We start from the raw sequence: 24,815 nt of genomic DNA, 5'->3' as shown, positions 1-24,815 counted from the left end.
TAAAGGGGGCGGGGGGTCAGTGTGCGGCCTTGAGCGGGAGGACGGCGCGGATCCGGAAGCCGCCGCCGGGGCGGGGGCCCACGTCGAGGCTGCCGCTGACCATGCCGACTCGCTCGCGCATGCCGATCAGGCCGTGGCCCAGACCGTCCGCTCCGCCGGTGGCCAGCTGTTCGTCGGTGCTGCCGCGCCCGTCGTCCTCCACCAGGACGGCCAGCTCGCGTTCGCCGAAGTCGACCGCGACGCGGGCGTGCACGTCGGGGCCGCCGTGCTTGCGGACGTTGGTCAGCGCCTCCTGGACGATCCGGTAGACCGTCAGCTCGACACCGCGCGGCAGTTCGCGCGGGTGCCCGGAGGTCGCGTAGTCCACCTGCAGCCCGGCCGTCCGGACCTGCTCCAGCAGCTCCGGCAGCTCCTCGACGCCCGGCTGGGGGACGTACTCCTCGGCGGTGTCGGCGGTGCGCAGCACGCCCAGCAGGCGGCGCATCTCGACCAGCGCCTGCCGTCCGGTGGAGGCGATCGTGCCGAGCGCCTCCTTCGCCTGCTGGGGGGAGTTGTCGAGGACGTACGCGGCGCCGTCGGCCTGGACGATCATCACCGAGACGTTGTGCGCCACCACGTCGTGCAGTTCGCGGGCGATCCGGGCGCGCTCGGCGGCGACCGCCACCTTGGCCTGGGCGTCCCGCTCGCGCTCCAGCCGGGACGCGCGGTCCTCCAGCTCGGTCAGGTAGGCGCGGCGCACCCGGGTCAGCCGGCCCCAGGCCCAGCAGAGGATGAACGGGGTGCTCATCAGCACCATGATCAGCAATGCTTCGCCGAGGTTGTACGGGCGGGAGTGCGCCTCGCCGGCCTGCACCGTCGTCTTCAGCGGGTTCATCTGCCAGAACGTCAGCGGCCCGGCGGCCAGTCCGGCGGCCAGCGCCAGCCTGGAGGTCCACTTCTGGCCGAAGGCGGCGCCGGTGTAGGCGAAGACCAGGTAGGCGATGGCGGAGCCGCCCGGTTCGACGTCGGCGATCACCTGGGCGAGGGCGACGCCGGTGGCGGCGGCGACGGTGACGTCGGGGAAGCGCCGACGGAAGACCATCAGCAGCGGCAGCAGCACCGCGACCAGGATCTCGGAGTCGAGGCGCCAGCCGCTGTCGCCGTAGTCGGAGTTCGGCAGCAGGCCGAGGAAGAGCACGATCGACGCCCAGGCGGCGTCGACCACCATGGGGTGACGGCGGAGCCAGGCGTTGAGTCGATGCACGTCTCAAGCCTAGGCAGTCGCGCGACGTTCCCAGGTCCGCCGGTAGGGCGATCCGTCCTACTCCGTAGGTCGGAGAAGCCCCCGCTCCGGTTGGGAGGGGTTCCCGGAGGCCCGGTAGCGTCCCGCCCCATGACTTGGATGCGGTGGGCGCCCGCCATGGAACAGGCCCTGTACGACCCGGACGGCGGCTTCTACCGCAGGCCGGAGGGCCCGGCCGGGCACTTCCGCACCTCGGTGCACGCCTCGCCGAGATTCGCCCGTGCGGTGGCCCGGCTGCTGCTGGAGGTTGACGAGGCCCTAGGCCGTCCGGAGGAGCTGGCCCTGGTCGACGTCGGGGCCGGGCGGGGGGAACTGCTGGCCGGTGTGCTGGCCGAGCTGCCCGGCGAGGTGCTGGCGCGGCTGCGCCCGTACGGTGTGGAGCTCGCGGAGCGCCCGGCCGGGCTGCCGTCCACAGTCCTGTGGACGGACGCGCTGCCGTGCGGCCTGACCGGGCTGCTGTTCGCCAACGAGTGGCTGGACAACGTGCCGCTGGACGCCGGGGAGGTGGACGAGGACGGCGTGCTGCGCTACCGGGAGGTGGACACCGCCACCGGCGAGGAGCGCCTCGGCGAGCCGGTCTCGGCGGCGGACGCGGCCTGGGCCGAGCGCTGGTGGCCGGTCGCCGAGCCCGGCGCGGTGGTGGAGTTCGGCGGCCCCCGGGACGCCGCCTGGGCGCGGGCCGTGGCCGGGCTGGAGCGGGGACTGGCCGTCGCCGTGGACTACGGGCACACCGCCGGTCGGCGGCCGCCGTTCGGGACGTACACCGGCTTCCGGGACGGCCGGGAGGTCGCCGCGGTGCCGGACGGCTCCTGCGACGTCACCGCGCACGTCGCGCTGGACTCGATCGCGGTGCCCGGCCTCCACAGCCTGTGGACAACCCAGCGCGAGGCCCTGCGCGCGCTCGGGGTGAGCGGCGAACGCCCGTCGCTCGCGCTGGCCTCCACCGACCCGGCGGGCTACCTGCGGGCGCTGAGCGGTGCGGGGGAGGGGGCCGAGCTGACCGACCCGGGCGGGCTGGGTGGCTTCGGGTGGGTCCTGCAGGCCGTCCACATGTCGCCCCCTGACATTTTTGAGAGGGCGGCGAGCTTGGAGCCGGTGCCGGGATGGCAGACTCTGGGTTCATGAGGGAGACCACGGTCGGCATCGGGGCGGGAGCCGAGAACTTCACCGGCGAGGCGGGCACCACCGACATGGTGCTCAACATCGGCCCGCAGCATCCGGCCACGCACGGCGTGCTGCGGCTGCGCCTGCTGCTCGACGGCGAGCGCATCGTCACCGCCGAGCCGGTGATCGGCTACATGCACCGGGGCGCGGAGAAGCTGTTCGAGGCCCGTGACTACCGGCAGATCATCATGCTGGCCAACCGGCACGACTGGCTCTCCGCCTTCTCCAACGAACTCGGCGTCGTCCTCGGCGTCGAGCGGATGCTCGGCATGGAGGTCCCCGAGCGGGCGGTGTGGGTCCGCACCCTGCTGGCCGAGCTCAACCGGGTGCTCAACCACCTGATGTTCCTCGGCTCCTACCCGCTGGAGCTGGGCGGGATCACCCCGATCTTCCACTCCTTCCACGGCCGCGAGGACCTCCAGCACGTGCTGGAGGAGGCCTCCGGCGGTCGGATGCACTACATGTTCAACCGGGTCGGCGGCCTCAAGGAGGACCTCCCGGCCGGCTGGCTCGGCCGGGTCCGCACCGCCGTCGCCACCGTCCGCTCCCAGATGCCGGTCTTCGAGGACCTCGTCCTCGGCAACGAGATCTTCCGCGCCCGCACCGCCGGCGTCGGCGTCCTCTCCCGGGCGCAGGCCGAGGCGTACGGGGTCAGCGGCCCGATCGCCCGGGCCAGCGGCCTCGACTTCGACCTGCGCCGCGACGAGCCCTACCTCGCGTACGGCTCCGAGGAGCTGCGCCGGGTGCTCACCGTGGTCACCCGCGAGGAGGGCGACTGCCTGGCCCGCTTCGAGTGCCTGCTGGAGCAGACCCTCAACGCGCTGGACCTCGCCGACGCCTGCCTCGACAAGCTCGCCACCCTGCCGCCCGGCCCGGTCAACCAGCGACTGCCCAAGGTGCTCAAGGCGCCCGAGGGCAGCACCTACGCGTGGACCGAGAACCCGCTCGGGATCAACGGCTACTACCTGGTCTCGCGCGGCGACAAGACGCCGTGGCGGCTCAAGCTGCGCTCGGCGTCCTTCAACAACATCCAGGCGCTGACCGAGCTGCTGCCCGGGACGCTGGTGGCGGACATGGTGGCGATCCTCGGGTCGATGTTCTTCGTGGTCGGCGACATCGACAAGTAGGGCGGTCGACCGGTAGGGCGGTGTCGGCGGGCGGGTCAGCTCTTCTTGGCCTTCTTGGCGGGGTCGGCCGGGTGCGGGGCCACCTTGCGGTCGCCCTTGGTGGCGATCCGCTCCTCGCACAGCCGGGCCAGCACCTCGTAGCCGGCCGGGCCCATCAGCTCGGTGAGCTCGGGGCGGTAGCTGACGTACACCGGCTCCGCGCCCTGGTGCGCCGCCGGGGCCCCGGTGCACCACCAGTGCAGGTCGTGGCCGCCCGGGCCCCAGCCGCGGCGGTCGTACTCGCCGATCGAGACCTGGAGGTAGCGGGTGTCGTCGGGGCGGTCGATCCAGTCGTAGGTGCGGCGGATCGGCAGCTGCCAGCAGACGTCCGGCTTGGTCTCCAGCGGCTCGCGGCCCTCCTTGAGGGCCAGCGCGTGCAGGGCGCAGCCGGCGCCGCCCGCGAAGTCGGGGCTGTTCACGAAGATGCAGGCGCCGTTGATCCGGCGGGTCTGCCGGTCGCCGTCCTCGTCCAGCATGGTGATGCCGCCGTCGGACCTGATCCGGCCCTTGGCGTCGGTGCCCTCGGCGAAGTTCTCCCACAGCTCGGGGGTCAGCCGCGCCGCGTGCCCCAGGACGCGCTTCTCGTCGTCCTCGTCCGAGTAGTGCGCGCCCAGCGTGCAGCAGCCGTCCGACTCGCCGCGGCCCTCGCGGATGCCGTGGCAGCCCTGGCCGAAGACGCAGGACCAGCGGGAGGTCAGCCAGGTGAGGTCGCAGCGGAAGACCTGCTCCTCGTCGGCGGGGTCGGCGAACTCGACCCAGGCGCGCGGGAAGTCGAGCGGGACCTCGTCGCGCGGGATCTCGCGGCGCAGGGTCGGCATCGCGAGGTCGACGGGGGCGGGGGAGGCCGAGGGCTTCGCCTTGGCCTTCTTCTTGGACGTTTCTGCTGGTGCCACCCGGCAAGGGTAGAGCTTCGCGGGGGCGAACGGGCCGGTGGCCGCGCCCCGGGCCCGCCGCCGGGTCGGACTCCGGGCCGGCCCCGGGCGGCGTGAAGGCGGGGTGAAGAGGTCCGGCGGTCGGTACGGGGCGGACGGGAGCGTGCCTAGGATGGCGGCCGGTCCGCTACGGGGAGGTACGGGGATGGCAGGCGGCAGCACCGGGACGTCCGACGGCGGCAGCGCCGGGTTCGTCATCAAGCCGTGGGAACTGCGCGGTGAGGGGCGGGAGTTCGAGAGGATCGGGCGCGAGCTGGGCAAGGCCGTCGGCGCCCTGGAGAAGGGCCTCGCCGCGCTCGGCACGCCCTGGGGCGCGGACAAGCCGGGCAGCGCCTTCGCCGCCGTGTACGGCCCGGCGCACGGTGAACTCCTCGGCGGGCTCAAGGGGTTGGCCGGCTCGGTGGGCCGGGTCGGGGCCGGACTGCACGCGATGGCCGAGCGGACCACCGACACCGACACCTCGACGGCGGACGGCTTCGGGGCGAAAGCCGACCCCGGGGCGTACCCGTCGGGGTCGGGGGTGTCACCCGCGGTGTACTCGGTTGCCGGGTCGGCAACCCCGGGGGCGGCGCCGGTCGTCCCCAAGGACATGTCGGTCTGAGCGTCCGGCTCGAAGGGGGAGATGCGCGTGTCCCGGAAACTGTCCGAGGAACTGGTCCCGCTGCTGGCCAGGACCGGCCAGCCCTGGCCGCAGGCCGACGAGGAGGCGCTGCGCAAGGCGGCCGCGCTCTGGCGGGAGTTCGGCTCCGAGGCCGACCGGCTCACCCGCCGCTGCGGGGAGTCCGTCCAGCGGGTGACCTCCGACAACTGCGGCCACGCCGTCGAGTCCTTCACCGCGTACTGGCGGACCTTCAGCGGCGGCGGCAAGGGCCACCTGGACGACGCCCACACTGCGGTCGGGCTGGTCGGCACCGCCTTCGACACCGCCGCGCGGGCCGTGGACAGCTGCAAGGCCGAGATCATCGCCACCCTGCAGAACCTGGCCGCCGAACTCAAGCAGGCCCAGGAGCAGGCCGCCGCGGTCCAGCAGACCGCGGCCTCGGTCGCCACGGCGGTGAGGACCGACGCCGGTACCGGGCAGACCGGGGTGTTCGGCGGCCTGCGGAAGGCCGTCACCGGCGTCGCGGACGGTGTGCGAACCGCCGCCACCACCCAGGTCGCCGCAGGCGTCGAGGACGCCGCGGTCGAGGCGGCCGGGCTGAAGATCGCCGGGCTGCTCGCCGAACTCGGCCGCAGCATGCAGGACGCCCTGTCCACCGCGCTCAAGGAGCCCGCCGCCGTCGCCCTGCTGCGACTCGGCACCACGGCGGGGACCGGGATCACCTCCGCCTCCTACCGCACCAAGGGCGGTTTCGACCCGCGCGCCGCCGGACTGCCCACCGCACTCGGCGAGCCCGGCGTCCTCGGGGCGGACGGCACCGGGCTGGTCCTGCTCCCCGGCGGGAACGGCAAGCCCGTGGTCGGCGTGCCCGGGCTCAGCGTCAAGCTCGACGCCCACGGGCAGCCCGTCCTCGGCGCGGACGGCAAGCCCGTCATCCTGCGTTCCGACGGCACCCCGGTCGCCGACGCCGCCGGGCTGCTCGTGGTCACCGGGCCGGACGGCAAACCGGTGGTCGGGGTGGCGGACCTGGCCGTCCAGCGGGACGAGCACGGGAAGCCGGTGCTCACCGACGAGGCGGGCCGGCAACTGCACGGGCTGGCGCTGGCGGACCTGACGGATCCGCGGGCCGTGACGTGGGACCCGAAGACGGATCCCACGGCTGATCCGAAGCTCGATCCGAAGGCCGACCCGAAGGCCTCGGGGCCGGTGACGGTGTCGGCCGTGGTGCCGGGGGTGGATTCGACGGTGGTTCCGTCGGTGGCGTCCTCCGTGTCCGCGGTGTCCTCCGTGGCTCCGTCCGGGGCCGCCGATCCCGTGGTCGCCGCCGCCCCGGCCTCGGGCCCCTCGTACGGCGGGTCCCACCGGGCCGCGGCGGCTGCCGTCTCCTCCGCTTCCCCCGTTTCCCCCTCCGACTGGGCGCCGCCCGCGCGGGACGACGGTCCGGTGGTGCGGTCCGCGCCCTCGCGCCAGGGCGACGGGTCGGTCGCGGCGGGCTGGTCGGACGGGGACTACCCGCTCCAGGCTCCCGCGCACAGCGGCGGTGGGGGTGGCGGTGGCGGCGCTCTGGGGGCGCCATGAACGGACTTGGTGAGCGCACCGCCCGCACCCACCGCCGCGCCGACCGCCCCGCCGTCCGGCGGGGGGCCCGGGTACGGCCCGACGCCGGACTCGCCCGCGCCCGCCAGGCACGGGGTGGTCGGGGTGGCCGGGCAGTTCGGGACGCCGGCGTACGCGGGCGGCTACCCGACGGCCGGCCCGGTCGGGCCCGTCGGGCCCGGGCCGCTCGCGGTCGGCGTCGGGGGATCCCCCGTGCACATGGCGGCCCCCTTCGGCAGCGGCGTCGGGACGGGGGCGCCCGGAGGCGTCGTCGGCGGGGCGCCCGCGGCCGGCGCCCCGGTGGCGGGGGCGCCCGCGGCCGGCTCCCCCGGCATCGTCGAGCCCCGGCCGGGCGCGCCCCGCACTCCGGCGGGGGCCGCGCCGCACCCGGTCACCGCGCCCGGTCCGGTCGCCGCGCCGCCGCCCCCGGCCGAGCCGCCGATCGTCGGCACCACCCCGGTCATCGGCCGGCCCGAACCGCACCACGCCGACGGCCGCCGCCGGGACACCGCCGCGACTCTCGCCGACCCGACCCTGGCCTGGGGCGCCGTCCCCGTCGCCACCGCCCATGCGATGGCGCTCCAACTCGCCCTGCGCGCCCGGCGCGGCCCGCTCGCCGACGACCCCGAGTTCCGGCTGCGCACCATCGCGGACAGCCGCCCGTACGGCCTGCCCGGCGGGCTCGGGCCGGTCGACCCCCAGCACCAGGCCGAACTCGAACGCCGGATCCCCCGTGACGAGGACGACCTGCCCGCCCGGCACCCCGACCCGGCCGTCGGCGGCTGGGCCGAGGCCGTCAACGCCGGCGGCCACCGCGAACCAGGCCGGGCCAACAACAGCCTGGAGACCGCCCTCTCCGCCGTCGACACCTACACCGGCCGCCCCACCTGCGCGGCCCCGCGCATCCCCACCGAGGGCGACGCCGGCGAACGCGGCGGCCGCGACCGCGCCGAACGCGAACTCGGCGCCGCCTTCCGCGACCTCGGCGACGGCGGCCGGGCCTTCACCCGCCTCGCCGACGAACTCCGCCGCGCCGGCCACGGCGCCCAGGCCGTCCTCCTCACCCTCGACGCCTACGGCCGCCCCCACGCCTGGAACGCCGTCAACCACCGGGACACCGTCACCTACCTCGACCACCAACTCGCCCGCCACAGCCCTACCCCCCTCCACCCCGCGACCCAAGGCCTCTGGGCCATCGCCCTCACCCCCGAAGGCCGCCCCCTCGACCTGGCCGCCGCCTGAGTCCTCCCTCACCGCCGCGGCCCGGCCGCGGCGGGCGTCGGCGGGATGTCGTGGGCGCGGGGCTGGATGATGGTGGGATTCGGGTTCGATGACGGGGGTGGCTGGGTGATCTCGCGGGCGCAGGCGGTGGAGGCGGGGCATCGGTGGATCAACGGGGATCTGCCGCAGGGGGCCGGGGTGGTGCGGCGGGTGTGTGCGCACGAGTTCGAACTCGGTTGGGTGGTGTGGGCGGAGCCGGTGCGGGTGGAGGTGGACCCGCGGACGGGGGAGCGGCGGGCGCCGGAGGAGGTGGGGGCCGCGTGTGCCGTGGTGGACCGGGAGAGCGGGCGGTTCACGCTGTGGCCGTCGGTTCCGGTGGACGAAGTGGTGGGGCTCTACCGGGACTTCGTGGGGGCGGGCGGGTGCGACCCGACCCTGCCACCGGCGACCGGTCGGGGCGCCCGGGCCGAGCTGACGTACCGGGACGCCGCCGGCGAGACCCGTTCGCTCGCGCTGCGGTCCGCCGCCGGCCTGCCGCATCCGGCGTTGCGCGGCTGGTGGTGGCTGCGGGAGCAGGGGGTGTCGGCAAAGGACGTGCTGGCGGTGCGGACCGATCTGCGGCTGAGCGCGCTGCCCGGCGGCTACTGGGCGTATGCGCTGGCGGCCGAACTCCCGCACCTGCGGCTTGAGTTCGACCTCCCGTACGGCCCGCGCTCCGACCACCGGGCCGCCGCGGTACGGGAGTTGCCCGCGCCGCCGGAGGGGCCGGCCCGCAACCGGGTGCCGTTCCCGCGTGCCGTCCAGCCGCTGCCGCCGGAGCCGGACCGGGAATTGGCGCGACGGCTCGCCGAACGGTTCGGCCCGGGCGTGCGGCGTTTCGATCCGGCGGACGTGGCGCGGGTCGAGCTGCCCGGGGAGGCCGCCGCGCTGCTGCTGGCGGTGGGGGTGCCGGTGGCCGTCGAGGGCTTCTTCGCGTTGCACCACCCGGGGCTGGAGGCGATCGCGGACGGCTCCCGCCCGGGCAGCGTGCTCCCGCCGCTGACCGCGCACCTGGCGGCGCTCGGCGGCGGCACCCGGGCGGCCGAGCGCGAGCGCCTCGCGTTCGCGGGGCAGCTGGTGCTGGGTTCGGACGGCTGGGCGGTCATCACCCTCGACGCCGAGCGGGGCACCGTCCGGGCGGTCGACCCCGACTACGGGACCGCCCGGCACTGCAACGCCGACCTGCGGTCCTTCGTCCGCTGCCTGGAGCTGTTCGCCGGCTGGTGGCCGGCTCTGCGCGGGCTCGACCCGGCCGCCGCGGGCGAGGCGGTGGACGTCCTGCAGCGGGCGCTGGCGGGACTGGACGGTACGGTCTACGACGATCCGGAGAACTGGTGGGCCGTCGTGGTGGAGCAGTTGTGGGACGGCCTGCTCTGATCAACCGAAGCTGCAGCTGGAGCACCGAGCCGTGACCGCTTCGCCCCGCACCGCCCAGGCGGCCGTCCTCGTCGCCCTCGCCGCCCTCGCGGTCCTGGCCACCGGGTGCGCCGCCGGCGGCCCCGCGCTGCGGGCCCGGTCGGTCGCGGCGGCGCCGGTGTGCGGGTCCCCGGTGGTGATCGGGCACCGGGGTGCGCCGCGCAACGCGCCGGAGAACACCATGGCCTCCTTCGAGGCCGCCCTCGACCAGGGCGCCGACTGGTTGGAGACCGACGTCCAGACCACCCGGGACGGCGTCCCGGTGCTGATGCACGACCCGTCCGTGGACCGCACCACCAATGGCAGGGGCGCCGTCGCGGACCTGACCGCCGCCCAGGTCGCCGCCCTGCGGGTGACCGTCGGCCCCGGCCCGGCCCAGCCCGTCCCGACCCTGGAGGAACTGCTCAGGCGCCTCTCCGGCAGCCGCGCCACGCTGCTGATGGAGATCAAGTGGCAGCGCCCCGAGGACGTCGCCCGGATCGCCCGGCTCGCGGCCGGCAGTGACGCGCACGTCATCCTCTACTCCTTCTCCGCCGAGCACCTGCGCCGGGCCCACGCCGTCGCGCCGGCCCTGCCGGTGGTGCTGATCCAGAGCGGCGGGATCGCCGATGACCCGGGCGACCTCAAGCTGGACGGCATCGCCCTGGACGCGGGCCTCGCCAGCGCCGCCCGGATCGCCGCCGAGCGCAGGGCCGGGCGCGAGGTGTACGTGTGGACGCTGGACGACGAGGAGTCCTGGCAGTTGATGGCCGCTCGGGACGCCGACGGCCTGATCACCGACACCCCGGGCCCGGCCCGCCGCTGGGTGGACACCAACTGCCGTACCGGGCGCCGGGCCGGACCTCGCGGGCACTGAGCCGCACGGACACGGAGTCACGCGGACACCGGGTCACGCGGACACCGAGCCGCACGGACGGCGATCGCACTCGGAACGGTCGAAAACGACCTGGACCAGCGCGGATACCGTCACAACCGATCTCCGGCGGGGCCGGATCGCGTAGCGTGGAGAGTTATGCGACTCGGTGTGCTCGACGTAGGTTCCAACACGGTCCACTTCCTCGTGGTGGACGCCCATCCGGGTGCCGCCCCGCTGCCCGCGTACTCCCACAAGGCGGAGCTGCGCCTGGCCGAGCTACTGGACGAGTCCGGCGCGATAAGCGAGGCCGGGGTCGAGCGGTTGGTCGGTCACATCGCCTCCTCGCTGCGGGTCGCCGAGGACAAGGGCGTCGTCGACATCCTGCCCTTCGCCACCTCCGCCGTCCGCGAGGCCGCCAACGGCGAGCAGGTGCTGCGCCGGATCGCCGCCGAGACCGGGGTCGAGCTTCGGGTGCTGTCCGGACAGGACGAGGCCCGGCTCACCTTCCTGGCCGTCCGCCGCTGGTTCGGCTGGTCCTCGGGTCGGCTGCTCAACCTGGACATCGGCGGCGGCTCGCTGGAGATCGCCTGCGGCCTGGACGAGCAGCCGGACGTCGCCTGCTCCCTGCCGCTGGGCGCCGGACGGCTGACGGCCGGCTGGCTGCCCGGGGAGGTCGCCGACCCGGACAGGCTGCGCGAGCTGAGGAGGCACATCCGGGCCGAGATCGCCAACGTTGTCGGCGAGATCTCCCGGCTCGGGCAGCCGCAGCACGCCGTCGCCACCTCCAAGACCTTCAAGCAGCTGGCCCGGATGACCGGCGCCGCGGCCGCCGACGCCGGCCCGTACGCCGACCGCCGGCTCACCCGCAGCGGGCTGTCCGCCTGGCTGCCGCGGCTGTCCACGATGACCGTCGCCGAGCGCGCGCAGATCCCCGGCGTCTCCGAGGGCCGGGCCAAGCAGCTGCTGGCCGGGGCGCTGGTCGCGGACGCCGCGATGGACCTGTTCGGCCTGGAGGAGCTGGACGTCTGCCCGTGGGCACTGCGCGAGGGCATCATCCTGCGCCAGCTGGACGCCATGGACAGCCCCGCCGACCGCCGCCGCCCCGCGCTCACGCCGTAACGCGGTCACCCCGTGCGCACCCCGTAGCGAGCCCGCCGGGCGAACGTGCCGCCGGTCACTGCGCCGGGCATCCGGTCCCGTTCGGCGCGTGCTCCGCTTACGCTGTCTCCCGTGGTGCAACCAGCGGGCGAGGACGGGACGCGGGAGGGCCGCGCGCCCGGTGACGGGCAGCCGCGGCCGGACGGTCCGCGCCGTCGGCTCGGCAAGCCGGGCGTCGGCAAGGCGGTCAAGGGCGCCACCGCCGCCCAGGCCGCCAAGGCCGTACAGGCGGCCCAGCGCACCGCGAAGAAGGCCGCCACCGCGACCGCAAAGAAGGCCACCGCGAAGAGGGCCGCGGCCAAGAAGACCGTAGCGGCCAGGAGCGCGGCCCAGAAGACCGCGGACGCGAGGACCACGGCGAAGCAGACCGCGCGGCAGCCGGCCGCCACCGTGAAGGAACCGAAGGAACCGCGGGAGACCCGCACCGCCCGGGCCGCCGGCGCCGCCAAGGCCGCCGTCCAGTCGGTGCGCTCGGTCAAGGCCGCCAAGCGCGACGCCGCCCGCCCGCCGCTGCTGCGCACCACCGACCGGCTGGTGCTGCCCCAGCACCCCGCCCTGCACATCCCCGACACCAAGGTGGTCCTGTCCACCGCCTCGGTGTACCCGGCCAGCACCGCCGTGGCCTTCGAGCTGGCCGCCAAGCTCGGCTACGACGGGGTCGAGGTGATGGTCTGGAACGACCCGGTCAGCCAGGACATCGAGGCCCTGCGCCGACTCTCCGACGCCCACCAGCTGCCGATCCTGGCCGTGCACGCGCCCTGCCTGCTGATCACCCAGCGGGTGTGGACCACCGACCCGTGGACCAAGCTGGTCCGGGCCCGGGCGGCGGCCGAGAAGCTCGGCGCGAGCGCCGTGGTCGTCCACCCGCCGTTCCGCTGGCAGCGTCAGTACGCCCGCGAGTTCGTCGAGGGCATCAACCGGATGGCGGGCGAGACCGACGTCCGCTTCGCCGTCGAGAACATGTACCCGTGGCGCTACCGCGACCGCGAGGTGCTCGCGTACGCCCCCGGCTGGGACGTCACCGACGAGGAGTACCGGCACTTCACCATCGACCTCTCGCACGCCGCCACCTCGCGGATCGACGCCTTCGCCATGGTCGAGCGGATGGGCGAGCGCCTCGCCCACGTCCACCTGGCCGACGGCAGCGGCTCCGGCAAGGACGAGCACCTGATCCCCGGCCGGGGCAAGCAGCCCTGCGCCGAGCTGCTGGAGCACCTGGCCCGCACCGGCTTCGACGGCCACGTGGTGCTGGAGGTCAACACCCGGCGCGCCGCGTCCCCCGCCGAACGCGAGGCCGATCTCGCCGAGGCCCTCGCCTTCACCCGCTTGCACCTGGCCACCCCCTCGCGCGTACGCTGAGCCCGGGCCCACGGGGGCGCGAACTTCCCTACCGAGGGAGAGCGGTGACGAACGATCGGCTTTTCAGCGAGCTCGGCAACTTCCGTGAACTGGCCCAGAGCTTCGGCTCGGTGGCCGCCGAGTACGACCGGGCCCGGCCGAGTTACCCGGACGAGCTGTTCGACGAGCTGGAGCGGCTCTGGGGCCGCAGCCTCAAGGGGGCCCGGGTCCTGGACGTCGGCGCCGGCACCGGCATCGCGACCCGGCTGCTGGCCGCCCGCGGCGCGGACGTGATCGCCGTCGAGCCGTACGCCGGGATGGCCGCCCAGTTCCGGGCCGCCTCGCCGCAGCTCCCGCTGGTCCGCGGCAACGGCGACGACCTGCCCTTCCACGACGACTCCGCCGACCTGATCGGCTACGCCCAGGCCTTCCACTGGACCCGCCCCGAGCGCTCCGTCCCGGAGGCGATCCGGGTGCTGCGGCCCGGCGGCGCGCTCGCCGTCTGGTGGAACGTGCCCGACGAGACCGTGCCCTGGGTCCGGGCCCGGGTCGAGCGGCTGATCGCCGCGCTGCCCGGCCGCTACCACGGCTACGGCCGGATCACCGAGCACACCCGCCACTTCGCCCCGGCCGGGCTGGCGGTCGGGCACGCCCGGCTGCACTGGGAGCGGCAGGTCACCGTGGAGCACGTGCTCACCGACCTCACCTCCCGCTCCTTCATGGCCTCGCTCACCCCCGAGGAGCGCGCCCCGATCCTGGCCGTCGAACGGGAGGCCCTGCACGCCGACTTCCCGGACGGCGTCGTGGTCGAACCGTTCATCCTGGACCTCACCGTGGCCGTCAAGCCCGGCTGACGTCGGAGGTCGACCGCGCCTGCCCGTATCCCGGACGGGCTGTCCGGCGGCCGGACGGCGGGCGTAGGCTCGGAAGCCACCAGCGGCCCCCGCACCTCCTCTCCCGCGGGGGGCCGTCGAGAGCCCCGAAGGAGTGGAGCACAGTGCCCGAGCTGAGGTCCCGTACGGTCACCCACGGTCGCAACATGGCAGGCGCCCGGGCGCTTCTCCGGGCGGCCGGCGTAGCCCGCGAGGACTTCGGCAAGCCGATCATCGCGGTCGCCAACTCCTTCACCGAGTTCGTCCCCGGCCACACCCACCTGCAGCCGGTGGGCCGGATCGTCTCCGAGGCGATCAAGCAGGCGGGCGGCATCCCGCGCGAGTTCAACACCATCGCCGTGGACGACGGCATCGCGATGGGCCACAGCGGCATGCTCTACTCGCTGCCCTCGCGCGACCTGATCGCCGACTCGGTCGAGTACATGGTCAACGCGCACTGCGCCGACGCGCTGATCTGCATCTCCAACTGCGACAAGATCACCCCGGGCATGCTGATGGCCGCGCTGCGCCTCAACATCCCGACCGTGTTCGTCTCCGGCGGCCCGATGGAGGCCGGCAAGGCCACCCTGGTCGACGGCACCGTGCGCAAGCTGGACCTGGTCGACGCGATCTCCCAGGCGGTCAACGAGAACGTCTCCGACGAGGACATCGCGATCATCGAGGAGAACGCCTGCCCGACCTGCGGCTCGTGCTCCGGCATGTTCACCGCCAACTCGATGAACTGCCTCACCGAGGCGATCGGCCTCTCGCTGCCCGGCAACGGCTCGGTGCTCGCCACCCACACCGCCCGCCGGGCGCTGTACGAGAAGGCCGGCCGGACGGTCGTCGGGATCGCCGACCGCTACTACGGCCAGGACGACGCCTCGGTGCTGCCGCGCGCGATCGCCACCCGCGCCGCCTTCGAGAACGCCATGGCCCTGGACATCGCCATGGGCGGCTCGACCAACACCATCCTGCACCTGCTCGCCGCCGCCCAGGAGGCCGAACTGGACTTCGACATGCGGGCCATCGACGCGATCTCCCGCAAGGTGCCCTGCCTGTCCAAGGTCGCGCCCAACGGCTCGTACTACATGGAGGACGTGCACCGGGCCGGCGGCATCCCGGCCATCCTCGGCGAGCTGTACCGGGCCGGGCTGCTCAACGAGGACGTCCACACCGTGCACGCCGACTCGCTCGCCGAGTGGCTCAAGACCTGGGACGTTCGCGGCGGCTCGCCCTCCGCCGAGGCCGTCGAGCTGTGGCACGCCGCCCCCGGCTGCGTCCGCTCCGCCGAGGCCTTCTCCCAGTCCGAGCGCTGGGAGTCGCTGGACACCGACGCCGCCAGGGGCTGCATCCGCAGCGCCGAGCACGCCTACTCGGTCGAGGGCGGCCTCGCGGTGCTGTACGGCAACCTCGCCGAGGACGGCTGCATCGTGAAGACGGCCGGCGTGGACGAGTCGATCTGGACCTTCAGCGGCCCGGCCGTCGTGGTCGAGTCCCAGGAGGACGCGGTCGAGGCGATCCTCGCCAAGCGGGTCAAGGAGGGCGACGTCGTCGTCATCCGCTACGAGGGCCCCAAGGGCGGTCCGGGCATGCAGGAGATGCTCTACCCGACCTCCTTCCTCAAGGGCCGCGGTCTGGGCAAGGCCTGCGCGCTGGTCACCGACGGCCGCTTCTCCGGCGGCACCTCGGGCCTGTCCATCGGCCACGCCTCCCCGGAGGCGGCCTCCGGCGGCACCATCGCGCTGGTCGAGGACGGCGACACCATCGCCATCGACATCCCGGGCCGGACGATCTCCCTGGAGGTGCCGGAGGAGGTCCTCGCCGAGCGCCGCCGCGTCCTGGAGGCTGCGGGCGGCTACCGGCCGAAGAACCGCGACCGCCAGGTCAGCCAGGCGCTGCGCGCCTACGCGGCGATGGCCACCTCGGCCGACAAGGGTGCCGTCCGGGACGTCAGCAAGCTCGGCTGATCCCGGCAAACGAACGGAGGAGCCGTCCTGCGGTGGGGACGGCTCCTCCGCCGTCTGTGGGCGTCGGGGATAATCGAGGGCGTGAGCGAGCAGCCCCCCACCCCCGCCCCCAAGCCCGCCGGCGCCCCCGAGCCGGAGCCGATCCGCTTCTTCGGCACCAGCTGGCTGAACCGGGACAACGGCTACTGGCCGCGCCGGGTCGGCGTCTCGGTCGGCGCCCTGGTCGCGACCGCCGCCGCGGTGCTGGTGCTGCGCTTCGGCGTCGAGGGCGTCGCGCTCTCCGACAGCGGCGGCTTCCTCAACGGGCTGCTGACCGCCGCCATCGCGGTCTGCTCGATGATGGCCGTCCGGCGCACCTGGAAGGTGCTCACCGAGGGCAAGGACCAGCTGACCGGCTGGATGGCCGAGGACAAGTCGCTCGGCGCGGTCTGGCTGATCGGCGGGGCCGGCTCGCTGGCCGCCTACTTCGCCCGCAGCCTGGTCGAGGCCCCCGGCGAGGGGGCCAAGCGGGCCGCCTACCAGCGGGCCGTCGAGCGGCACGGGAAGCGTCAGTCGAACCGCAGCGGCCGGCCCGACACCAAGGCGCCGGGCCGGGGCAAGCGCAAGCGCTGACCGCGGTCAGTAGCGGCTGACCGCCCCGCACCCGCCGGGCTCGGTGGACAGGTCCTTGCTGCGGTCGTACGGGTCGGTCTCCGGGCCGGTCGGCCGGGCGTCCGGGCTGTCCGGCAGGGCGGGCGCGAACTGGTCGAACTGCGGGTGGTAGTAGCCGTCGTAGACGTCGCAGGCCGAGTTGGCGGAGTCCGAGGTGGTGCCGTCGGCGATCACCAGCTTCTTCGGGTTGACCTGGTAGCGGCCCGGGTCGTAGAAGCGGAAGTTCACCACCCGGCGTACGACCGTGCGGGTGGTCCAGGTGTCCCCGGACACGTCGTCCACCGGCACCACCAGCCCCACCGGCTTGGCCGTACCGCCGCCCTGGGGCGCGGCCGGCTTCGTCGGCTGCGGCGCACCCGCCGAAGGGGCGGGCGATCCGGCCCGCTTCCCGGCCTCCGGGCCGGGGCGCAGCGGGTACACGAAGCTGAAGTCGGTGTGGACCAGGACGCCCTTGGTCCCGTCGCCCTCGAAGCTGATCCGGCCCTGCACCTTGACCACGTCACCGACCGGGATCGCCTCGCGCGGGTCGAAGCGGCTGAACCAGCTGGTCGCGTCGGTGTCCTTGGACGGGTTCGCCAGTGCGGCGGTCGCGCGGTCCCGCTCGTCCCGGTCCAGCATCGCGAGCGCGGCGTCCGGCCGGCCGCCCGCGATCACCTTCGGGTCCAGGTTGGCGGCGGTCAGGTAGTCCTTGACCAGCTGCAGCTGGGCGGCGACCTGGTCGGCGGAGAAGACGCCGGTGTCCTTGGCGTCGGGGAGCACGAAGGCTTCGGCGCCGTTCGGCCAGCCCTCGGCGGGGGAGCCGGCCCACGGGTGGTCCACGGTCGGCTGCTTCTCGTCGACCTTCGGCGGCGCCGTGGTCGGCCTGGCCGTCTCCGGGGCCACGGTCGGCACCGGGGTGTGCGCGGCCGAGGAGCCGTTCCCGCCGATGTGGTCCGAGTACCAGGTGCGCAGCCCGTCGATGTTCAGGGCGGCGAGCAGCACCGCGACGGTCAGCACGACGAACAGCGGCGTGCGCCACTCCAGCCGGCGGCGGCGCGGCGGGCGCGGGTTGCCCCAGGGGTCGACCACCTGGAGCTTGGGCTTGCGTCCGAAGCGCCGCTTGGCCTGCCCAGGGCCGTCGTTGACGGAGCGGCGGCCGCCCGGGTCGACCGGCGGGGTGTGTTTCCAGCGGGCGGCCAGCATCCGGGTGCGCCCGGACTGCTCCTTCACCGCGGCGGACTTGATGAAGTCCTCGTCCAGGACGAGGTCTGCGAACGGGTCCTTCCCGCCCGCCTCGGACGGGTCGGACCCGCCCGGCTCGCGGCCCTCGGAGGGGCGCGGTTCCGGATCTTCGGCTGTCGGCATCGCGCCAGTATGCCGACGGGGTGTGACGATTCGTCGATCGGGGGCACTCCATGTGGTGAACTCGTGCGCGGAGTGCGGAGGTTTACCCCATTTGCCCAGGTCGGGGAGGTTCGACCAGGGGTTCAGCCCTTGCCGCGGGCCTGCTTCACCGACCCCACCACGCCGGCGATCGCCAGCAGGATGCCGGCCGGGATGAGCGACTCGAAGAACGCGGCGAACAGGCCCGCGTCGCCGAGGAACAGCTGCGCCAACGTGTTCAGCAGCAGTAGTCCGCCGGCCGCCGGGAGTGCCGATTGCCACGGGTGCTCGTTGGCCCACCGCCGCAGCCGCCGGTCGCCGGTGTCGCGCCGCAACTGGCCGCCCAGCGTGCCGACGAGGAAGAAGAAGAACAGGCCCCAGCCGGCCGGTCCGGCCAGCATGCTCAGCGACCAGTGCCCGGTGATCGCGTCGATCCCCAGGGCCGTCGCCCCCACCACCGCACCGACTCCCGCGGCCGTCCGCCACGGGCCCATCGTCGCCGAGGCGACGGCGAGTTGCCGGTTCTCACGTCGGGACATCTCGTCGTGTGCCATAGGTCCACGGTGCGCCCGCGGACGGCCGGAAGCCATAGGGGAAACCCCCGAGTTTCTCCCTAGAGGATCGGCCCGGGGGACCACGGGGCGGACGGTCCCGCCGCCCGGTGCCGAGCGGTGCGAGGATGACCGCAGTACCGAGGCAAGGAGCGGACCATGGGCAGCAGCGCAGCGCACGGACAGAAGATCGCCTTCCTGGGCACCGGCAAGATCGGCGAGGCCCTGCTCTCCGGTCTGCTGCGGGCCGGCAAGGACCCGGCGGACGTCCTGGTGACCGCCCGCCGCCCCGAGCGCGCCGCCGAACTCGCCGCCCGCTACGGCGTGACGGCCGTCTCCAACGCCGAGGCCGCCAAGCTGGCCGACACCCTGATCCTCGCGGTCAAGCCGCAGGACATGGGCACCCTGCTGGAGGAGCTGGCCCCGCACATCAGCCCGGACCGGCTGGTGATCTCGGCCGCGGCCGGGGTGCCGACCGCCTGGTTCGAGGAGCGGCTGGCGGCCGGCACCCCGGTGGTCCGGGTGATGCCCAACACGCCGGTGCTGGTGGACGAGGGGATGAGCGTCATCTCCGGCGGCTCGCACGCGACCGAGGAGCACCTGGTGCGCGCCGAGGAGATCTTCAGCTCGGTCGGCAAGGCGCTGCGGCTGCCCGAGTCCCAGCAGGACGCGGCGACCGCGCTGTCCGGCTCCGGACCGGCCTACTTCTACTTCCTGGTCGAGGCGATGACGGACGCGGGCATCCTGCTCGGCCTGCCCCGGCAGGTGGCGCACGACCTGATCGTGCAGTCCGCGATCGGCGCCTCGGTGATGCTGCGCGACTCCGGCGAGCACCCGGTGAAACTGCGCGAGGCGGTCACCTCCCCGGCCGGCACCACCATCGCGGCCATCCGCGAGCTGGAGAACCACGGCGTGCGGGCCGCGCTGCTGGGCGCCCTGGAGGCGGCCCGGGACCGCTCCCGGGAGCTGGCCTCCGGGGGGAAGTGAGTCGTCACAGAAGTCCCTGCGCGACCCCTCCCGCAACGGCGGCGCACCGCCTACGCTCTCGCCAACATCGTCCTACCGGCCGGTAGCGAGGTCGTCTGGAGGTCCGCATGAGTGCTGAGCCGTCCCCGGTCCCGCCCGGCCTGCGCGTCGGGCGGGCCGCGCTCGCCGTCAGCTTCCTGCTCCAGGGCACCACCTTCGCGCTGCTGGTCACCTGCATCCCGGAGATCCAGCACCGGTACGGGCTGAGCGACGGGCTGCTGCCGGTCTTCCTGGCCGCGGTGCCGATCCTGGCCGGGGCGGGCTCGATCCTCTCCGAGCAGTTGGTGAAGCGCACCGGCGCCCGGGCCGTGCTGCGGGTGGTCCAGCCGGCCGTCTGCCTGAGCCTCGCGGGAGCCGGGCTCGGCGACTCGCTGTGGCAACTCGCCCTCGCGCTGGGCGCGTTCGGGCTGCTGGTGGGTGCGCTGGACGCCAGTATGAACATGCTCGGGGTGGGCCTGCAGCACCGCTACGGCCGCTCGATCATGATCGGCTTCCATGCCGCCTTCAGCCTCGGCGGCATCCTGGGCGCGGCGGTCGCGGGGCTCGGCTCGCACGAGGACCTCGGGCTGCCGGTGCTGTTCGGCACGGCCGCCGCGGTGATCGCCCCGCTCGCGGTGCTGACCGGCACCCGGTTCGCCGGCCCGGCCGAACTGGGCGACGCCGTCCGGGAGGCCGCCGAGGCCGCCGCCCGGTCAGTCCCCTGGCGGCCGCTGCTGCCGCTGTGCCTGGCGATGGCCTTCGCCTACATCGCGGACGCCTCGGTCTCCAACTACAGCGTCAAGTACCTCACCGACGGCCTGGGCAGCCGCGAGGACCTCGCCAAGCTCTCCTACCTCGGCTACATGGTGGCGATGCTGGTCGGCCGAGCCCTGGGTGACCGCGCGGTGCAGCGCTTCGGCGCCGTCCCGGTGGTGCGTGCGGGCGCCGCGGTGGCCGCGCTCGGCTTCGGTCTGGCCGCCGTCGCGCCGGCCCCCTGGGCGGGCATCGCCGCCTTCACCGTGCTCGGCTTCGGCATCTGCGCGATCATCCCGCAGGTGTTCGCGGCCGGCGGGCGGCTCTTCCCGGCCGACTCGGACGCCGCCGTGGCCCGGCTCAACCTCTTCAACTACGTGGGCTTCCTGATCGGTTCGCCGCTGGTCGGGGCGATCGCGGACGCGAGCTCGTACCGCTGGGCGCTGCTCGCCCCGATGCTGCTGGTGCTCGCCGTCCTGCCGCTGGCCGAGCGCTTCGCCCCGGCACCGGTGGCGGCCCCCGTCGTCGCGTGACGGCAGGGGCCGGAGAGGGCGCGGAGGCGTGAAGGTGGCGTCCGGACCGCCTCGACTCCTCCGCCGCACCGCCCGCGAGCGACGGCTCGGCGCGCCCTGGCGGTCGCCCGGCCACCCCCACCCGCTACGGTGGAGGCCATGCCCGAAGCCGAGCGTGACACCCCCTGCGGCCTGCACCTCTTCTGGGACGAGGCCGTCACCGCCTACGACTTCGGCCCCGGCCACCCGATGGACCCGACCCGGCTGGCGCTCACCATGCGCCTCGTCGAGGCCCTCGGGCTGAGCGCCGGGCCCGGCGTGGTCGTCCGGTCCGCGCCGCCCGCCGGGGACTCCACCCTGCGGCTGGTGCACACCGGGGAGTACGTCGAGGCGGTCAAGCACGCCGCCGCGCACCCCGAGCAGCCGGACCCCCGGCACGGGCTCGGCACCGACGACAACTGGTCCTTCCCGGCGGTCCATTCGGCCTCCGCGCTGATCGCCGGCCAGTCCGTGGCCGCCGCCGAGGCGGTCTGGCGCGGCGAGACCCCGCACGCCGTCAACTTCGCCGGCGGGCTGCACCACGCGATGCCCGACAAGGCCTCCGGCTTCTGCGTCTACAACGACCCGGCCCTCGCCATCGCCCGGCTGCTGGAACTCGGCGCCGAGCGGGTCGCCTACGTCGACGTGGACGTCCACCACGGCGACGGCGTCCAGCAGGCCTTCTGGAACGACCCCAGGGTGCTGACGATCTCGCTGCACGAGCACCCCGCCACGCTCTTCCCGCAGACCGGCTGGCCCACCGAGACCGGCGGCCCGGACGCCCCCGGCACCGCCGCCAACCTGCCGCTGCCGGCCGGCACCGGCGACTCCGGCTGGCTGCGCGCCTTCCACGCCCTGGTGCCCGAGCTGCTCAGCGCCTTCCGGCCGCAGATCCTGGTCACCCAGCACGGCGCGGACACCCACCTGGAGGACCCGCTCGCCCACCTCGCCGTCACCGTGGACGCCCAGCGGCTGATCGCCGAGGAACTGCACGACCTCGCCCACCAGCTGACCGGCGGCCGCTGGGTGGCCACCGGCGGGGGCGGCTACGCCGTGGTGGACGTCGTCCCGCGCACCTGGACCCACCTGGTCGCCACCGCCGCCGGCCGGCCCGTCGACCCGGCCACCGAGACCCCCGAGCCCTGGCGCGCCGAGGTCTACCGCCGCACCCGCCGCCCGGCCCCGCTGCGGATGACCGACGGCGCCCGCCCGTCCTGGCGCGACTTCGAATCGGGTTACGATCCGGCCGACCGGCTCGATCAGGCCATCCTCGCCAGCCGCCGCGCGGTGTTCCCCCACCACGGCCTGCTGGCCTGAATCCGCCGCCCCGGTCGCGCGCCGACCGGGTCGTGCGTACCCCCGTTCGTGCGAACCGCCGAGCGGCTACGTACTGCAACAGTCCTATCTCTCACCGTACGAGGACTGCACTTCCCCTCTTCCCACTGGTACCACCCATAACTACTCTGGGGATACACGTGTGCCGGTGGAGTCACCGGAGGGGAAGCCGGTGCCTTGCACACGGGTAAGGGTCGGGTGATGGTCATGAGTTCCGGCGAACGCCCCCTGCAGGAAGTCGTCTTCCTGACCGTGGCGGAGGTTGCCGCGGTCATGCGGGTGTCCAAGATGACCGTGTACCGGTTGGTGCACAGCGGAGAGCTGCCGGCCATCCGGGTCGGGCGGTCCTTCCGGGTGCCCCAGCAGGCGGTGCACGAGTACCTCAAGGAGTCCTACGTGCGGCTTGAGAGCGCGTAGCCCCAGGTCGGGCGGGGGCGGGTCCGCGACCGCGGATCCGTCCCCGTTCGCCCGGGATTTCCCGCGAGTTTCCCGGTTGCCGGGAGCGCGATTTACAGCCCCGGCCGGGCGGACGGTAGGCTAGGCCCTCACGTCAGTCGTATGGACTCCGTCTCTCACGGACGAGAGTCTCAGTGAGCGAGGGTTGTTCCGTGGGCTCTGTCATCAAGAAGCGTCGCAAGCGTATGGCCAAGAAGAAGCACCGCAAGCTTCTGAAGAGGACCCGCGTTCAGCGTCGCAACAAGAAGTAAGCGCCCCCGGCCGCGCCCAGCGCGCCCAGCGCTTCCACCGCCCGCCCAGGCCTCGTGCCCGGGCGGGCGGTGTCGTTTCACGGCCCGGCGCGGCGGCGCGGTACGGTGCACGCAGGCCGCTCGGGTCAGGGAAATGGGGTGCAGCACCGTGGGCGTCGTCGTGCTCGTCACCGGCGTGGCACGCCATCTCGGTGCCCGCTTCGCCGCAGAGGTCCGCCGCCGCCCCGGCGTGGACCGGGTCGTCGGCGTGGACGTGCTGCCGCCTGTGCTGCCGGTCGAGGAGCCGGACGGGCCGGCCGCCCCGTACACCTTCCACCAGCTCGACCTGCGCCGCCCCGCGGTCTCCCGGGTGATCGCCGAGCACCGGGTGGACACCGTGGTGCACCTCAGCGTCAGCGCCACCGGCCTGGGCTCCACCAACCGTTCCGCGGTGAAGGAGTCCAACGTCATCGGCACCATGCAGCTGCTCGGCGCCTGTCAGAAGGCCCCCGGGGTGCGCCGGCTGGTGGTGAAGTCCACCACCGGCGTCTACGGCTCCGCGCCCCGCGACCCGGCGGTGTTCAGCGAGCGGCTCCAGCCCAAGGACCCGCCCGGCGGCGGCTTCGCCAAGGACGCGGCCGAGGTCGAGGGCTACGTACGCGGCTTCGCCCGCCGCCGCCCGGACGTCGCGGTGACGGTGCTGCGCTTCGCCAACATCGTCGGCCCGCACGCCGACACCCCGCTCAGCGAGTACTTCGCGCTGCCGGTGCTGCCGACCGTGCTCGGCTACGACCCCCGGTTGCAGTTCGTGCACGAGGACGACGCGGTCGCGGTGCTCTGCCGGGCCGCCGACGAGCCCGCGCCGGGCACTGTCAACACCGGGACCTTCAACGTGGCCGGGGAGGGCGTCCTGCTGCTCTCCCAGTGCGCCCGCCGGCTCGGCCGCCCCACTCTGCCGCTGCTGCTGCCCGCGGTCAGCTGGATGGCCGTGCTGGCCCGGCAGACCCGGCTGGTGGACGTCTCGCCCGAGCAGCTGCGGCTGCTCACCCACGGCCGGGTGGTGGACACCACGCGGCTGCGGGAGACCTTCGGCTACCGCCCGGCGTTCAGCACGCCGGAGGCCTTCGCCGACTTCGCCGCCGCCCGGGGCCCCGGTCTGCTGCCGCCCGACCGGCTGGCCGCCGTCGCCGACCGGCTGACCGCCCTGCTCGGCCCGGAGGAGCCCGCCCCCGCCGCGCCGAACGTCGTACCGAACCGTCCCCGCCGTCCGAGGAGCTGAAGCCGCGATGAGTGCCGCCGCCGACAACGCACCGGGCGAGGCCAAGGTCATCCCGATCGAGACCGCCCCCAGTTGGACGTCCCCCGAGGGCCCCGGGCTGGCCGACCGGCTCGCCGGGGCCGTCGGCGGGGCGCTGTCCGGGCAGCTCGGCCCGGCAGCCACCCGGCTGTTCGGCAAGGGCTGGGAGGGCCGGGCCACCGAGGGACTGGCCTTCCTGCGCCGCCGGATCACCGGCGACTACGAGGTGGACGAGTTCGGCTTCGACCGGGAGCTCACCGAGGGGGTGCTGCTCTCGCTGCTGCGCCCGCTGGCCGAGAAGTACTTCCGGATCGAGGTGCAGGGGATCGAGAACATCCCGGCCGAGGGCGGCGCGCTGATCGTCGCCAACCACTCCGGGACGATCCCGCTGGACGCCCTGATGACCCAGGTGGTCATCCACGACCACCACCCGCACCGCCGGCACCTGCGGATGCTCGCCGCCGACCTGGTCTTCGTCCTGCCGGGCATCAACGAGCTGGCCCGCAAGGCCGGCCACACCCTGGCCTGCAACGAGGACGCCCAGGCGCTGCTGGAGCGCGGTGAGGTCGTCGGCGTCTGGCCGGAGGGCTTCAAGGGCATCGGCAAGCCGTTCGCCGAGCGCTACAAGCTCCAGCGCTTCGGCCGCGGCGGCTTCGTCTCCTCGGCGCTGCGGGCGAGGGTGCCGATCGTGCCGTGCTCGATCGTCGGGGCGGAGGAGACCTACCCGATGATCGGCAACGTGAAGACGCTGGCCCGGCTGCTGGGCCTGCCGTACGTCCCGATCACGCCGACCTTCCCGTGGCTGGGGCCGCTCGGGATGCTGCCGCTGCCGACCAAGTGGACGATCCGCTTCGGCGAGCCGATCGCCACCGACGGCTACCCGGCGGAGGCGGCGGACGACCCGATGCTGGTCTTCGACCTGGCCGACGAGGTGCGCGAGACCATCCAGCACAGCCTGTACCAGCTGCTGGTGCAGCGGCGCTCGGTGTTCTTCTGACGGTTCGTCCTTCTGG

At 74.3% G+C, this 24,815-nt stretch carries 23 protein-coding genes; 19 read left to right on the top strand and 4 right to left on the bottom strand.

From position 1 onward, the window contains the following. Nucleotides 1-16 precede the first annotated feature (16 nt). Entirely contained in the window at nucleotides 17-1,243 is a 1,227-nt protein-coding gene (locus tag ACFQ87_RS01280; RefSeq protein WP_380608446.1) for a sensor histidine kinase, read from the bottom strand. A gap of 129 nt (nucleotides 1,244-1,372) precedes the next feature. Here ACFQ87_RS01280 and ACFQ87_RS01275 point away from each other — a divergent pair, with 129 nt between their 5' ends. Further along, nucleotides 1,373-2,407 (top strand): SAM-dependent methyltransferase, encoded by a 1,035-nt coding sequence (locus ACFQ87_RS01275; RefSeq protein ID WP_380608445.1) that lies wholly within the window; start codon nucleotides 1,373-1,375, stop codon nucleotides 2,405-2,407. Further along, nucleotides 2,404-3,573: an NADH-quinone oxidoreductase subunit D gene (locus tag ACFQ87_RS01270; protein WP_380608444.1), complete on the top strand. Its 1,170-nt coding sequence runs from the start codon at nucleotides 2,404-2,406 to the stop codon at nucleotides 3,571-3,573. Before ACFQ87_RS01275 ends, ACFQ87_RS01270 begins: the two co-directional genes overlap by 4 nt. Nucleotides 3,574-3,608: 35 nt before the next feature. Here the strand turns inward: ACFQ87_RS01270 and ACFQ87_RS01265 are convergent, their stop codons facing one another. Further along, nucleotides 3,609-4,430, bottom strand: coding sequence for a hypothetical protein (locus tag ACFQ87_RS01265; protein WP_380608727.1), 822 nt, complete (start codon nucleotides 4,428-4,430; stop codon nucleotides 3,609-3,611). Nucleotides 4,431-4,689: 259 nt separating this feature from the next. Here ACFQ87_RS01265 and ACFQ87_RS01260 point away from each other — a divergent pair, with 259 nt between their 5' ends. The 10 genes from ACFQ87_RS01260 (at nucleotide 4,690) to ACFQ87_RS01215 (ending at nucleotide 16,223) form a co-directional block, all read left to right on the top strand. After that, nucleotides 4,690-5,145, top strand: coding sequence for a hypothetical protein (locus tag ACFQ87_RS01260; RefSeq protein ID WP_380608443.1), 456 nt, complete (start codon nucleotides 4,690-4,692; stop codon nucleotides 5,143-5,145). A 27-nt stretch (nucleotides 5,146-5,172) separates the two neighbouring features. Further along, a complete protein-coding gene (locus tag ACFQ87_RS01255) occupies nucleotides 5,173-6,723 on the top strand; it encodes a hypothetical protein (protein ID WP_380608739.1) in 1,551 nt (516 codons plus the stop codon). Between the two features lie 9 nt (nucleotides 6,724-6,732). Continuing rightward, a complete protein-coding gene (locus tag ACFQ87_RS01250) occupies nucleotides 6,733-7,983 on the top strand; it encodes a toxin glutamine deamidase domain-containing protein (protein ID WP_380608442.1) in 1,251 nt (416 codons plus the stop codon). A gap of 105 nt (nucleotides 7,984-8,088) precedes the next feature. Further along, entirely contained in the window at nucleotides 8,089-9,378 is a 1,290-nt protein-coding gene (locus ACFQ87_RS01245) for an SUKH-4 family immunity protein (RefSeq protein ID WP_380608441.1), read from the top strand. 31 nt (nucleotides 9,379-9,409) lie between these two features. Further along, nucleotides 9,410-10,273, top strand: a complete 864-nt coding sequence (locus tag ACFQ87_RS01240) for a glycerophosphodiester phosphodiesterase (RefSeq protein ID WP_380608440.1) — start codon at nucleotides 9,410-9,412, stop codon at nucleotides 10,271-10,273. 156 nt (nucleotides 10,274-10,429) lie between these two features. Then, nucleotides 10,430-11,392, top strand: coding sequence for a Ppx/GppA family phosphatase (locus ACFQ87_RS01235; protein ID WP_380608439.1), 963 nt, complete (start codon nucleotides 10,430-10,432; stop codon nucleotides 11,390-11,392). Nucleotides 11,393-11,986: 594 nt separating this feature from the next. Next, nucleotides 11,987-12,790: a sugar phosphate isomerase/epimerase family protein gene (locus ACFQ87_RS01230; RefSeq protein ID WP_380608726.1), complete on the top strand. Its 804-nt coding sequence runs from the start codon at nucleotides 11,987-11,989 to the stop codon at nucleotides 12,788-12,790. 44 nt (nucleotides 12,791-12,834) lie between these two features. Next, nucleotides 12,835-13,623 (top strand): class I SAM-dependent methyltransferase, encoded by a 789-nt coding sequence (locus ACFQ87_RS01225; RefSeq protein ID WP_380608438.1) that lies wholly within the window; start codon nucleotides 12,835-12,837, stop codon nucleotides 13,621-13,623. 143 nt (nucleotides 13,624-13,766) lie between these two features. Then, complete coding sequence (gene ilvD / locus ACFQ87_RS01220) at nucleotides 13,767-15,611, top strand: dihydroxy-acid dehydratase (RefSeq protein WP_380608437.1); 1,845 nt, start codon at nucleotides 13,767-13,769, stop codon at nucleotides 15,609-15,611. 81 nt (nucleotides 15,612-15,692) lie between these two features. Next, nucleotides 15,693-16,223 (top strand): hypothetical protein, encoded by a 531-nt coding sequence (locus ACFQ87_RS01215; RefSeq protein WP_380608436.1) that lies wholly within the window; start codon nucleotides 15,693-15,695, stop codon nucleotides 16,221-16,223. A 6-nt stretch (nucleotides 16,224-16,229) separates the two neighbouring features. Here ACFQ87_RS01215 and ACFQ87_RS01210 read toward each other — a convergent pair whose 3' ends face one another. Then, nucleotides 16,230-17,606 carry a hypothetical protein gene (locus tag ACFQ87_RS01210; RefSeq protein WP_380608435.1) on the bottom strand — a complete coding sequence of 459 codons (1,377 nt, stop codon included), beginning with the start codon at nucleotides 17,604-17,606 and terminating at the stop codon, nucleotides 16,230-16,232. Nucleotides 17,607-17,728: 122 nt separating this feature from the next. Then, a complete protein-coding gene (locus ACFQ87_RS01205) occupies nucleotides 17,729-18,178 on the bottom strand; it encodes a hypothetical protein (protein WP_380608434.1) in 450 nt (149 codons plus the stop codon). Nucleotides 18,179-18,334: 156 nt separating this feature from the next. On the opposite strand from ACFQ87_RS01205, the gene proC reads away from it, so the two are divergent. The 7 genes from proC to ACFQ87_RS01170 all read left to right on the top strand — a co-directional run bounded on the left by proC (nucleotide 18,335) and on the right by ACFQ87_RS01170 (nucleotide 24,799). Continuing rightward, nucleotides 18,335-19,162: a pyrroline-5-carboxylate reductase gene (proC, locus tag ACFQ87_RS01200; RefSeq protein WP_380608433.1), complete on the top strand. Its 828-nt coding sequence runs from the start codon at nucleotides 18,335-18,337 to the stop codon at nucleotides 19,160-19,162. A gap of 107 nt (nucleotides 19,163-19,269) precedes the next feature. After that, complete coding sequence (locus ACFQ87_RS01195; RefSeq protein WP_380608432.1) at nucleotides 19,270-20,466, top strand: MFS transporter; 1,197 nt, start codon at nucleotides 19,270-19,272, stop codon at nucleotides 20,464-20,466. A gap of 138 nt (nucleotides 20,467-20,604) precedes the next feature. Continuing rightward, nucleotides 20,605-21,801, top strand: a complete 1,197-nt coding sequence (locus ACFQ87_RS01190; RefSeq protein WP_380608431.1) for an acetoin utilization protein AcuC — start codon at nucleotides 20,605-20,607, stop codon at nucleotides 21,799-21,801. A gap of 225 nt (nucleotides 21,802-22,026) precedes the next feature. After that, nucleotides 22,027-22,236 (top strand): helix-turn-helix domain-containing protein, encoded by a 210-nt coding sequence (locus ACFQ87_RS01185; RefSeq protein WP_148644250.1) that lies wholly within the window; start codon nucleotides 22,027-22,029, stop codon nucleotides 22,234-22,236. Between the two features lie 191 nt (nucleotides 22,237-22,427). Further along, nucleotides 22,428-22,526, top strand: a complete 99-nt coding sequence (locus ACFQ87_RS01180; protein WP_003948845.1) for a 30S ribosomal protein bS22 — start codon at nucleotides 22,428-22,430, stop codon at nucleotides 22,524-22,526. A gap of 148 nt (nucleotides 22,527-22,674) precedes the next feature. After that, nucleotides 22,675-23,784 carry an NAD-dependent epimerase/dehydratase family protein gene (locus tag ACFQ87_RS01175; RefSeq protein WP_380608725.1) on the top strand — a complete coding sequence of 370 codons (1,110 nt, stop codon included), beginning with the start codon at nucleotides 22,675-22,677 and terminating at the stop codon, nucleotides 23,782-23,784. A 7-nt stretch (nucleotides 23,785-23,791) separates the two neighbouring features. Continuing rightward, nucleotides 23,792-24,799, top strand: a complete 1,008-nt coding sequence (locus ACFQ87_RS01170) for a lysophospholipid acyltransferase family protein (RefSeq protein ID WP_380608430.1) — start codon at nucleotides 23,792-23,794, stop codon at nucleotides 24,797-24,799. Nucleotides 24,800-24,815: the final 16 nt, after the last annotated feature.

This window comes from Kitasatospora sp. NPDC056531, from assembly GCF_042794375.1.
In the GTDB taxonomy this organism is placed as follows: Bacteria; Actinomycetota; Actinomycetes; order Streptomycetales; family Streptomycetaceae; genus Kitasatospora.
This window is presented reverse-complemented; position numbering and strand designations above follow the sequence as displayed.

Coding starts and splice junctions, on each gene's coding strand:
- ACFQ87_RS01275 (WP_380608445.1), top strand. CDS start 1,373: ATGACTTGGATGCGGTGGGCGCCCGCCATGGAACAGGCCCTGTACGAC.
- ACFQ87_RS01270 (WP_380608444.1), top strand. CDS start 2,404: ATGAGGGAGACCACGGTCGGCATCGGGGCGGGAGCCGAGAACTTCACC.
- ACFQ87_RS01265 (WP_380608727.1), bottom strand. CDS start 4,430: ATGCCGACCCTGCGCCGCGAGATCCCGCGCGACGAGGTCCCGCTCGAC.
- ACFQ87_RS01260 (WP_380608443.1), top strand. CDS start 4,690: ATGGCAGGCGGCAGCACCGGGACGTCCGACGGCGGCAGCGCCGGGTTC.
- ACFQ87_RS01235 (WP_380608439.1), top strand. CDS start 10,430: ATGCGACTCGGTGTGCTCGACGTAGGTTCCAACACGGTCCACTTCCTC.
- ACFQ87_RS01210 (WP_380608435.1), bottom strand. CDS start 17,606: ATGCCGACAGCCGAAGATCCGGAACCGCGCCCCTCCGAGGGCCGCGAG.
- ACFQ87_RS01205 (WP_380608434.1), bottom strand. CDS start 18,178: ATGGCACACGACGAGATGTCCCGACGTGAGAACCGGCAACTCGCCGTC.
- proC (WP_380608433.1), top strand. CDS start 18,335: ATGGGCAGCAGCGCAGCGCACGGACAGAAGATCGCCTTCCTGGGCACC.
- ACFQ87_RS01195 (WP_380608432.1), top strand. CDS start 19,270: ATGAGTGCTGAGCCGTCCCCGGTCCCGCCCGGCCTGCGCGTCGGGCGG.
- ACFQ87_RS01190 (WP_380608431.1), top strand. CDS start 20,605: ATGCCCGAAGCCGAGCGTGACACCCCCTGCGGCCTGCACCTCTTCTGG.
- ACFQ87_RS01185 (WP_148644250.1), top strand. CDS start 22,027: ATGAGTTCCGGCGAACGCCCCCTGCAGGAAGTCGTCTTCCTGACCGTG.
- ACFQ87_RS01170 (WP_380608430.1), top strand. CDS start 23,792: ATGAGTGCCGCCGCCGACAACGCACCGGGCGAGGCCAAGGTCATCCCG.